Annotated in this window: 9 protein-coding genes, 1 tRNA gene and 1 pseudogene; 10 read left to right on the plus strand and 1 reads right to left on the minus strand. The window is 54.2% G+C overall.

Translation table 11 applies throughout. The features are described 5' to 3' along the window. Positions 1-169 precede the first annotated feature (169 nt). The 3 genes from LKE08_RS14905 (at position 170) to LKE08_RS14915 (ending at position 3,026) form a co-directional block, all read left to right on the plus strand. Entirely contained in the window at positions 170-757 is a 588-nt protein-coding gene (locus LKE08_RS14905; protein WP_324705030.1) for a TIGR04376 family protein, read from the plus strand. Between the two features lie 170 nt (positions 758-927). Further along, positions 928-1,158: a SulP family inorganic anion transporter gene (locus tag LKE08_RS14910; RefSeq protein ID WP_324705039.1), complete on the plus strand. Its 231-nt coding sequence runs from the start codon at positions 928-930 to the stop codon at positions 1,156-1,158. Positions 1,159-1,337: 179 nt separating this feature from the next. After that, the gene (locus LKE08_RS14915) at positions 1,338-3,026 is read left to right on the plus strand and encodes a SulP family inorganic anion transporter (protein ID WP_324705031.1); all 1,689 of its coding nucleotides are present in this window, start codon (positions 1,338-1,340) and stop codon (positions 3,024-3,026) included. A gap of 70 nt (positions 3,027-3,096) precedes the next feature. Here the strand turns inward: LKE08_RS14915 and ald are convergent, their stop codons facing one another. Next, complete coding sequence (gene ald / locus LKE08_RS14920) at positions 3,097-4,179, minus strand: alanine dehydrogenase (RefSeq protein WP_324705032.1); 1,083 nt, start codon at positions 4,177-4,179, stop codon at positions 3,097-3,099. Between the two features lie 233 nt (positions 4,180-4,412). On the opposite strand from ald, the gene murA reads away from it, so the two are divergent. The 7 genes and pseudogenes from murA (at position 4,413) to LKE08_RS14955 (ending at position 9,697) form a co-directional block, all read left to right on the plus strand. Then, complete coding sequence (gene murA, locus LKE08_RS14925; RefSeq protein WP_324705033.1) at positions 4,413-5,801, plus strand: UDP-N-acetylglucosamine 1-carboxyvinyltransferase; 1,389 nt, start codon at positions 4,413-4,415, stop codon at positions 5,799-5,801. Between the two features lie 88 nt (positions 5,802-5,889). Continuing rightward, positions 5,890-6,765, plus strand: a complete 876-nt coding sequence (locus LKE08_RS14930) for a M48 family metallopeptidase (protein WP_324705034.1) — start codon at positions 5,890-5,892, stop codon at positions 6,763-6,765. Next, positions 6,744-6,825: transfer RNA gene (locus tag LKE08_RS14935), tRNA-Leu, on the plus strand. The genes LKE08_RS14930 and LKE08_RS14935 overlap by 22 nt, the downstream gene beginning before the upstream one ends. A 69-nt stretch (positions 6,826-6,894) precedes the next feature. Continuing rightward, positions 6,895-7,134: a hypothetical protein gene (locus LKE08_RS14940; protein ID WP_324705035.1), complete on the plus strand. Its 240-nt coding sequence runs from the start codon at positions 6,895-6,897 to the stop codon at positions 7,132-7,134. Positions 7,135-8,044: 910 nt separating this feature from the next. Further along, positions 8,045-8,797 (plus strand): alpha/beta hydrolase, encoded by a 753-nt coding sequence (locus tag LKE08_RS14945; protein WP_324705036.1) that lies wholly within the window; start codon positions 8,045-8,047, stop codon positions 8,795-8,797. A gap of 27 nt (positions 8,798-8,824) precedes the next feature. Beyond that, positions 8,825-9,082, plus strand: a pseudogene (locus tag LKE08_RS14950) (hypothetical protein); the annotation flags it as partial. A 231-nt stretch (positions 9,083-9,313) separates the two neighbouring features. After that, complete coding sequence (locus LKE08_RS14955) at positions 9,314-9,697, plus strand: endonuclease domain-containing protein (RefSeq protein ID WP_324705038.1); 384 nt, start codon at positions 9,314-9,316, stop codon at positions 9,695-9,697. Positions 9,698-9,959: the final 262 nt, after the last annotated feature.

Below are 9,959 nucleotides of genomic sequence, written 5' to 3' on the forward strand. Positions count from 1 at the left end.
TCTGCGCTTGCCCATGAAACCCCATTCACAATCAATTAATCATCAAATGACCGTAGAGGCAAGCCTCTGCGCTTGCCTTTCGGAGAGAATATGCTTACCCTTCTCAGAGAATATCCCTTGCCCTTCTCACTGAGCAGTAAAATAGATCAAGTCACCATTCTCAAATCTCATGGGCATATTTGAAGATTTCAGCCGCTTTCTGGAAACCCGCCTGGAGGAATTTCTGCGGGAACATCCCCACCTGGAACTGCAAGCCCTCGAAGAGCAGTTGCGGGAACAGGAAGAAGACACCCTGCGATTGATCGCGGATCTGCAACGCCAGGAAAAAAAATTGGAGGAAGATATTCTGACGATCGCCCAAGATATCCAAAAGTGGCACAAATGGGTTGGAAAAGCCCAGGCTGCCAACCGCCCCGACCTGGCCCAAGGCGCCCAGGAACGGGAAGCCGCATTACTGCGACAGGGGAACCAAGCCTGGGGACAGATGCAGGGCGTCAAAAGCCGGATCGAGCAGTCGAAAGAATTATATCGCCAGATTCAGGAACGGCGCAAAGAAGTGAAAGCCCGATATCAGGAAGTCCAAGCGGCGCGATCGCAACAGGCTCAGACCGGGCAACCCTGGGAAACCCAAGCCTGGAACCAAGGGACCGGCCACGCCAGTTTCGGCGCCGCGGCCGATCCCCTGGAACAGCAGTTCCGCCAGTGGGAGATGGACGAGGAATTGGAGGAACTGAAACGCAATATGGGGAAAAATTGATCCTCGACCATTGGAAATTATCAATCAATAAATGATAACTATTGGTTATTTTCTATTTCTTTTCTCCCCCAACTCCCGGAGCCGCGATCGCCCCTTCCCACTCATCAAAGGACTCCGCCATCGGGTATAATCTCCCTGTTGCTCTGAGAGGAAAATTGAACAACAGAAGGTTGAGACAGGGCGGGTTCTCGAAGGGAACCGCAGACGGGCTGGCGGGGGCTGTCGTCGGACGTACATTAATTCCAGAGGCGATCGTATTTTCAATCATTGCCGGAGTCGTCCCGAAAATGGGACTCTACGCTTCATTTATTATAGCCGTAATGACCGGTTTTCGGGGGAAGACCTGGCACAATTTTGAGCGTCACTGGTGCGATGGCACTGTCGATAATCGACCCATTTAAAGAACGGAGCTCCCCCGATTTCTGGGCGGCGACTTGATTGACCGAAATCAAGCCGGTTATAAGCAGTAGCCCAGTGAGTTGGGACATCCGAAAATCAGTCATTATTTATATCTGACCTCAATTGACCCGAGTTATTCCTCCCCTTTCCCGAGTCATCACCTAATTCAGGAGAGCAGTTAATGCAGATTACCAATACCATACATTTTCGCAATCTCAAAGGAGATATTTTTGGTGGATTAACCGCCGCCGTGGTCGCCTTACCCATGGCACTGGCTTTCGGAATCGCTTCCGGTGCCGGGGCTTCTGCAGGTTTATGGGGGGCGATATTAATTGGATTTTTCGCTTCCTTATTTGGCGGAACTCCCAGCCTCATCTCCGAGCCCACCGGCCCGATGACGGTAATTGTCACGGCAGTCATTGCCGAATTAGTCGCCAACAATCCCGAAAAAGGTTTGGCGATGGCTTTTACCGTGATCATGCTGGCGGGAGTGTTTCAAATGTTATTCGGGGTTTTGAAATTGGGGAAGTATATTACGATGCTTCCTTACAACGTCATTTCCGGGTTTATGACCGGAATTGGCGTGATTCTTATTTTCATACAAATCGCCCCATTCCTGGGCCAAGAAACCCCGGCGGGGGGTGTAATTGGTGTGATTAAGAATTTTCCCAATTTAATCGCCAATATCAATCCTTGGGAAATGCTCCTGGGAATAATGACCCTCGCCATTCTATTCTTTTATCCGGCTAACCTGAAAAAAGTGGTTCCCCCTCAACTGGTGGCTTTGGTCATCGGTACGATCATTTCATTGGTTATTTTCAGTGGGGTTGACATTCGGACGATTGCGACCATCGGAGAAATCAAACCCGGACTTCCCCAACTGCAAATACCCACATTTACCCAACAAGATTTGCGGTTAATGTTCGTGAATGCCATGATTTTAGCGATGGTGGGTTCCATCGACTGTCTGTTAACTTGTCTGGTCTCGGACAGTCTCACCCGACACGAACACAACTCCAACAAAGAATTGATCGGTCAGGGGGTGGCGAATTTAATTACCGGGTTATGTGGTGGCATTGCGGGTTCGGGCGCGACTACGGCAACGGTGGTGAGTATTTACGCCGGAGGACGCACGGCTTTGGCGGGAATCAGTCGGGCTTTAGTGTTATTAATCGTGGTGTTGTGGGCGGCACCTTTGACTGCGGGCATTCCGCTATCGGTTTTGGCGGCAATTGTTTTACAGGTGGGGATCAATATTATTGACTGGGGATTTTTAAAGCGGGTTCACAAAATTTCGTGGAAGGCAGCGGGCATTGTTTATGGCGTGGTCTTACTAACGGTATTTGTGGATTTGATGGTGGCCGTGGCGGTGGGTGTATTTATCGCCAATATCTTGACCATCGAACGGCTGGATGAGTTGCAATCTCAGTCCGTCAAGGCGATTACGGATGCGGACGATCAAATCGTTCTCGACGAGAATGAAAAGAAAATTTTGGACGCGGCCAACGGCCGGGTGTTGCTGTTCCATTTGAGTGGTCCGATGATTTTTGGGGTGGCGAAAGCGATTTCCAGAGAACATCAGGCGATCAATAGCTATGACGTGCTGATCGTCGATTTGAGTGAAGTGCCGGTTCTGGGGGTGACTTCTTCTTTGGCGATCGAAAGTGCCATCAAAGAAGCCCTCGATGCGGAACGGAATGTGATCGTCGTCGGGGCAACTGGAAAGGTGAAAAGTCGTTTGGAAAAGATGGGGATTGCCGGGTTGATTCCGGGGAATTATTGGATGGGCGATCGCTTGACGGCACTCAAGGAAGGTCTGGCGATCGTCGAGAACAAACAATGCAGTATCTCCAAGTCCTTGCAGCCATAAAATACGCCATTCCCAAATCCAGGGGCAACCCCGACCGGTTAAGTCCCCAATTCTCAACCCCGCAATACTCCTACAAATCCGGAAAAACTTCCCGGACGGCGGGGTGGACGAGTTGGTGATTTTCGACGTTGAGGCCTTTGGCCAGGGGGGGGCTTTCAGCCAGGGCGCGGATGCCGCGATCGGCGAGTTTCAGGACATAGGGGAGGGTGCTATTATTCAAGGCGTGGGTTCCCGTCCAGGGGACGGCTCCGGGCATATTCGGGACGCCGTAATGGACGACCCCCTCCTCGACGTAGGTGGGGTTGGTGTGGGAGGTGGGGCGCAGGGTTTCGATGCAACCCCCCTGATCGACGGCGACATCGATGAGTACGGAGCGGGGGCGCATTTTGGCCACCAATTCGCGGGACACCAAGACGGGCGCCCGTTTCCCCGGCACCAGGACGGCGCCGACCAACAGATCCGCTTCCGGGACGACCCGTTCAATTTGGGCGGAACTGCTGTAGAGGAGTTCGACCCGCGATCCGAACAGGGTTTCCAAATAAGAGAGCCGGTCCACGTTGATCTCGACAATTTGCACTTTCGCCCCCATGCCGATGGCGATGCGGGCCGCTTCCGTGCCGACGACGCCGCCGCCCAAAATCGCCACCTGGCCGGGGCGGACGCCGGGGACGCCGCCGAGGAGGACTCCCCGCCCCCCCTGTTGCCGTTCCAGGAACCGGGCGCCGAACTGGATCGACAGGCGTCCGGCGATGATGCTCATGGGGGTGAGTAGGGGAAGCCGTCCGTCGGGCAGTTCCACCGTTTCATAGGCGATCGCATTGACGCCACTGTTGATGAGATGTTCGGTCAGCTCCCGATCCGCGGCTAGATGCAAGTAAGTAAATAACAGTTGCCCTTTTTGAATCAGGGGATATTCCGAAGGGAGGGGTTCTTTGACTTTCACCACCAACTCGCGGCTCCAAACCTCCCGGGCATCGGGTACAATTTTAGCTCCGGCTTGCAGGTAATCCTCGTCGGAGAATCCGGCGCCGGCACCCGCCCCCGTTTCCACGAACACTTGATGGCCTTTTTCGCAGCAGACTCGGACGCTACTCGGACTCAATCCCACCCGAAATTCCTGATCTTTGACTTCTTTGGGGACACCGATTTCCATCTCAACCTCACCTTTGACTGTCTTTAATGCTTAGATTTTAGGGGGGAATTGAAAAAGGGGGGGGGAGTGCGGCCGGTCCGAGTGAAATGACCGATTCCCTGGAAAGGGTTGCGATCGCGACCCCCCCGGCATTTCCATCCCCGCGTTTCCGGCATCTAACCCCCGTCCCCCTAGACATCTGGATTCTTTCCGGTAGAATCAGAACAAAAAAATTAACGAATGTAAACTCAATTGTGGAGGGTAGACCCATTACACTCACGCTCGGCTCGTCCAATTCTTCTGCCGCATCCGATGGCAATCAGCCCATCCTCAAGGTTGTGGGCCGTTCCTCACTTCAAGGCCAGGTCACGGTCGGCGGCGCCAAGAATGCCGCTTTGGTCGTGATGGCCGGGGCATTGTTGTGTCCGGAAGAGTGTCGCATTCGCAACGTTCCGTCCCTGGTGGATGTGGCCCGGATGGGTCAGGTTCTATCCGCCTTGGGGGTGAAGCTGGAACGGGACGGCGATGCGATCGCGATCAACGCCCGCGATATCAACCAATCCCAAGCCCCCTACGAGTTGGTGAGCCAGCTCCGGGCCAGTTTCTTCGTGATCGGCCCTTTGCTGGCCCGTTTGGGTATCGCCAAGGTTCCCCTGCCGGGGGGATGCGCGATCGGCGCCCGACCCGTTGACCTGCACGTTCAGGGGTTGCGGGCGATGGGCGCCCACGTCCACATCGACCACGGCATCGTCCACGCCTACCTCACCGGCAGCGATCGCCGTCTGAAAGGGGCGAAAATTTATTTGGATTACCCCAGCGTCGGGGCCACGGAAACCCTGATGATGGCCGCGACCCTGGCCGACGGGGAAACCATCATCGACAACGCGGCCCAGGAGCCGGAAGTCGTCGATCTGGCGAATTTCTGTCGGGCGATGGGGGCGAAAATCAAGGGTGCCGGGACGAAAAAGCTGGTCATCTCGGGCGTCGATCGCCTGCACTCGGCGGACTATTCCATCATCCCCGACCGCATCGAAGCCGGAACCTTCCTGCTGGCCGCCGCCATCACCCGCTCGGAGTTGAGCGTCGCGTCCATCATCCCGGACCACCTGACGGCGGTGATCGCCAAATTGCGGAAAACCGGAGTAAAAATCGTGCCGGAGGAAAACAACACCGTCCGCGTCATCCCCGGCCCCCAAAGTCTGGCGACCGACATCGAAACCCTCCCCTACCCCGGCTTTCCCACGGATATGCAGGCGCCGTTCATGTCCCTGCTGACCCTGAGCGAGGGCAATAGCCTGCTGACGGAAACGGTGTTCGAGAACCGCCTGCACCACGTCGCCGAGTTGATCCGCATGGGGGCGGATATCCGCATGAAAGGCAATACGGCCGTGATCCGCGGCGTCGCCTTCCTCTCCGGGGCGCCGGTGAAGGCGACGGATCTGCGGGCCGGCGCCGCCCTGGCGATCGCGGCCTTGGCGGCCGAGGGCGAAAGCACCATCGAGGGCCTGCAACACATCGATCGCGGTTACGATCGCTTGGATGTGAAGCTCAAACAGTTGGGCGCCAATATCGAGCGCATCGACCCCCAGGGCGAAACCGAACCGACTCCCGCCTGCAAAGACGAGTCAATTTTGCTCAAATAATAAGATGGGGGCGGGATAGCTTCCCGCGGCTGACCCCAGGTATCGCTAACCCGCCCGACTCCTTCCATCACTTTTTGATTTGACGGCTATGGCTTTTTCTCAAATTCCTCTGATTGGTCTGAAAGCGGATCAATTCCGCCACCCCCTGGACTTGCAGGCGACCAACGCCTTGAAACAAGTGCCCGGTTTGGATTTGATAGTCCGGCAGTTGCTCGGCTCCCTCGGAGAGCAGTTTTTCTATTTGGAAAATATCGCGTCGAGCGTTTTGGTCGGCGAGCGACAGCTTCCCCACCTCCACGAGCTGCTCCTGGATGCCTGCAAAACCCTCGATTTGGAACCGCCGCAGCTTTACGTGCGATCGTCCCCGGTTCCCAACGCCTACACCTTCGCGATGCGGGGGAAACAGCCCTTTATCGTCCTGCATACTGCTTTGATCGACTTGCTGACGCCGGAGGAAATTCAGGCGGTGATCGCCCACGAGTTGGGACACCTGAAGTGCGAACACGGGGTTTACCTGACGTTGGCGAATCTGGTGGTATTGGCCGCCGGAAGTCTCTCGACGGTGGGGGCGGTGTTGGTGCAGTCCCTGCAAGCCCAGATTTTGGAGTGGGTGCGCTGTGCGGAGTTCACCTGCGATCGCGCCGCATTGCTGGCCACCCAAGATCCCCGGGTGGTGATGTCGGTGCTCATGAAGCTTTCCGGCGGTTCCCCCACCCTGGCACCGCAACTGAATTTGGATGCGTTCCTGGAGCAGGCGAAGGCCTACGACGAGATGAGCCGGGACGAGTTGGGGGAATTGCTCAAACAGGCGCAGACGTCCCAACTGACCCACCCCCTGCCGGTTTTGCGGGCTCGGGAGATCGATCGCTGGGCCGGCAGTCCGGATTACAATTTCTTGTTGCACGGGAAGAAAATGGTGTATAATGATAAAGTTGCCAATTTGGGCGGATGGCGAAATTGGTAGACGCACCACACTCAAAATGTGGCGGCTTCGGTCATGTCGGTTCGAGTCCGACTCTGCCCACTCTCTGAAAGGTTAAGAACATTAGGGGCGATCGCGTGATCGCCCCTTTTTCGATTAGGGGGGAGGACGATGCTCAAAAGTTACGAGGCGATCTACGAAAATGGCCAGGTGAAATGGCTCGGCGAGAAACCGGAGGTCGAATCGGCCCGGATCATCGTGACGGTTTTGGAGGAGACGCAGTTGCCCCTCAAACGGCGCCGCCCCCCTCAATTGCTGGAAAAGGTCAGACGTTGGGCGATATTGTCAGTCCGATCATCTCGGAAGAGGATTGGGAATGTCTGTAGCGATCGTGATGGGTTGACGGGCTGACCTAGGGACGGGACGTCGCAGCCGATCCCACAAACGTTTCAACAGTTCGCCCTCGGCACCGAAATCATTAAAAATGAATATCAATTGTGCGTCGGGTCGAATCTCTCGCTTATCGATCGCCGACTCAAATCCGCGATCGCAACCATCCGCTTATTGCATCTAAGCGTCAATTAAGTGAGAAGCTCCCCCGCCGCCCACATCGTCGAAATGCCCTTTTGATGGGCGTTAAAGCCCAAAAATTAAAGGCGGAACCCGAGATTGTAACAAAACTTAATTTTATTTTATTGAAAATATGTTTGAATAAATTCAGTCAGTTATTGAACTTTAGTCGCAATAAGCTGTGGAGATGTACGACCTGGTAGCACCGATGCCAACCTACGACAATCCAACCGTGAAATATGGCTGGCGGGCCGGCAATGCCCGGTTCATCGCCTCGATTATATTTTGGGCCGCGGCCCGGGTGGTTTGTGGGCGGAATTTGATTTCCGCCGCGTCGAAAAGGCGTTGAATCCCATCGAAGTCCGATTATTTTGAGATGTGAATAGGTCGAGATCGGATATCTCGACGGGCGACTCATCTTTCCCTTGTCCCGATGTCCTCTACTCCTCCACAGGCCCTATGAATTGTCCGTGTTGTTCCGGAAAATTGCTCCAACATATCGATCGCAACGGTTTGTACTGGCACTGTCAGGATTGCCGGCAATATTTCCCCGCTTCACCGATCTGCGATCGCCTCTTTTCTGGGGAACACGACCTTCCGAAAAAACCGTCGAAATTTATGATTAACATCGTCTCTTAAATTTGATTTAAAAAAGCCCCAAATTCCCAAGGGTGAGGCTGCGGCGCTTTGCCGGTAGCTGATACCCGTTTGATCGGAAATAAATCTCGTCGTTTAAAACAGGAAAGAATTGATGACTTCATCCCCCGATGCACTTTGGTTAAATGTCAGTCCGGCCCTCGAAGAATTGGATCTGCCGTGCCTGAGAGTCCTTTCCCGGCACTGCGCGATCGCCCACTATCAATATTGTATCAGTCAGGACGAACCGATGTGTTTTCATGAGGCGTTGACTTTGCTGCACGACTATTTAAAACATTTCGATCGCCCCCTGCATTTGATCGGACACGGCATGAGCGGATTGTTGGGATTGTGGTATTCTCGCCGACATCCGGAACGGGTGCGATCGCTGACTTTGCTTTCCGTCGGCATCCATCCCGCCGTCGATTGGCAGGCCCACTATCACGTCCAACGACAACTCCTCCCCTGCTCTCGGGAACAGCTTTTAGTTCAAACCGTTTACAGTTTATTCGGCTATCAATGTACCCCCGTGACGAAAAAACTGGCTCGGATGTTGGATCGTGATTTAAACCATTCTTTATCGCCCCATACGTTGTATCGGCGGGTCAATTTCTTTCCCGACGGAGTGCCGGTTCCGGTGATGATCGGTCGGGGCGAGAACGATGTGATTATCGATCCGAATTCCTGGCAGGGGTGGTGGCTCTGGCTCAAGGAGGGCGATCGCCTCTGGCAATGTCCGAACGGGCGCTATTTCTTCCACTATTTTAACCCCAAAGTTGTAGCGGGCGAAATCGTCAATTTTTGGAATCATTCATCCCGTTATTCGGGTTATAACCGCCGCGAAGGACTGTTGGATTTGAAATCGTAAACTGACAATTTTTGGGATAAAGTGATGATTTCTGAAGCTGCGTTGACTTCCCCGAACGGCTTGCCCGTCCATCCCCTGTGTCCGATCGCGATCGCGGCGATTTTGACGGGTTTTATTTTGGCGATTATTGTCGCCGTCAAAGAGGGTTTGGATCGCCTGAAAAAACTGCATCAAATCCCTTGCAGTCGCTGCGCGTTTTTTACGGGGGACTACCGGTTGAAATGCACCATTCACCCCTGCAAGGCTCTGTCGGAAGAGGCGATCGGCTGTTTGGACTACGAAGCGATCGCTCCGTGTCGGCGGCGGACAGATTTCCCAGTTCAGCCATCTCCTCAGTGGCAACTTCTCCCGATCGCCCGAAAGCGATCGCGTTCTGGGGTATGATATAAGGTACTTTGAGGCGACTTGGCAAGGGGGACTTGAAGAAGCTCCTCTTCGTTGGCAAAAGATTTTCCCTAAATTCTCCCCCCTTACAAAGGGGGGCTGGGGGGGATGACACCCGACTCACCCATCAAAATGACCGACTTAAAACAAGGTAAATACTTTTTACCCTACAATCCAAAATTGATGGATAAAGCCAAGGAAATGAGAAAAAATCCCACGCCGGCGGAACGACAGCTTTGGGGGTTTTTAAGAACTTTTCCTCTGAAAATCTGGCGACAGAAGCCGATTGATAATTTTATTGTCGATTTTTACTGCCCGAAGTTGAAATTGGCGATCGAGGTTGATGGGGAGAGTCATTTTACGCCGGATGCGATCGCTTATGATAGGGAAAGAACCAAGGTTTTGGAAGGGTACGGGTTGCGGGTTGTTCGCTTTACCAATCATCAGGTTTTGCATGAGTTTGAGGCGGTTTGTGAGGAGATTTTGGGGTTCATCCCCCCCAGCCCCCCTTTGTAAGGGGGGAGCCGTTTCATCCCCCCCAGCCCCCCTTTGTAAGGGGGGAGCCAGAGGTGGCTTCTGAGAGCTATCGGGAGGACCGGCAATCGGTCCCATCCCCCCCAACCCCCCTTTGTAAGGGGGGAGCCGGAGGTGGCTTCTGAGTGTTTAACTGGATTTGATATCACCAGTTTAAAAACCCGATATCAAAGTCCCCCTTACAAAGGGGGATTTAGGGGGATACGATCGCTTCTCAAACCCACCGACCTCTCAAAGTCCCCCT

The organism is Lyngbya sp. CCY1209, from assembly GCF_035615495.1.
Classification (GTDB): domain Bacteria; phylum Cyanobacteriota; class Cyanobacteriia; order Cyanobacteriales; family Microcoleaceae; genus Limnospira.

Coding starts and splice junctions, on each gene's coding strand:
- LKE08_RS14940 (WP_324705035.1), top strand. CDS start 6,895: ATGCTCAAAAGTTACGAGGCGATCTACGAAAATGGCCAGGTGAAATGG.
- ald (WP_324705032.1), bottom strand. CDS start 4,179: ATGGAAATCGGTGTCCCCAAAGAAGTCAAAGATCAGGAATTTCGGGTG.
- LKE08_RS14905 (WP_324705030.1), top strand. CDS start 170: ATGGGCATATTTGAAGATTTCAGCCGCTTTCTGGAAACCCGCCTGGAG.
- LKE08_RS14955 (WP_324705038.1), top strand. CDS start 9,314: ATGACCGACTTAAAACAAGGTAAATACTTTTTACCCTACAATCCAAAA.
- LKE08_RS14915 (WP_324705031.1), top strand. CDS start 1,338: ATGCAGATTACCAATACCATACATTTTCGCAATCTCAAAGGAGATATT.
- LKE08_RS14945 (WP_324705036.1), top strand. CDS start 8,045: ATGACTTCATCCCCCGATGCACTTTGGTTAAATGTCAGTCCGGCCCTC.
- LKE08_RS14930 (WP_324705034.1), top strand. CDS start 5,890: ATGGCTTTTTCTCAAATTCCTCTGATTGGTCTGAAAGCGGATCAATTC.